Origin of the sequence: Cellvibrio mixtus subsp. mixtus J3-8 (assembly GCF_000766945.1) — a bacterium.
In the GTDB taxonomy this organism is placed as follows: domain Bacteria; phylum Pseudomonadota; class Gammaproteobacteria; order Pseudomonadales; family Cellvibrionaceae; genus Cellvibrio; species Cellvibrio mixtus_A.
Map to the genome: position 1 here is coordinate 11,627 of NZ_KN266219.1, position 214 is coordinate 11,840.

The window sequence follows — 214 nt, forward strand, 5'->3', positions numbered from 1 at the left end:
GGTATCCGCCGTGCCCACCAAATGGGCTTATGTGCGCGTGGTATTTGATTTTGATGACGCCGTAGGTGAAACCATTCGCGAGCTGGGAATTTTCTTTGGCACCACCGTAGAACCGGATTTACCCGCAGGCCAACGCTATTTTTTACCCGAGCAAATTGTCGCCCCTGGTCGATTGAAATTATTGCACCGGTTGGAAAACAAAATTGTGCGCGAA

At 50.0% G+C, this 214-nt stretch carries 1 protein-coding gene; it reads left to right on the top strand.

From position 1 onward, the window contains the following. Nucleotides 1–10: 10 nt before the first annotated feature. The coding region (locus A596_RS23260) for a hypothetical protein (RefSeq protein ID WP_200882995.1) at nucleotides 11–214 on the top strand (204 nt) is incomplete at its 3' end.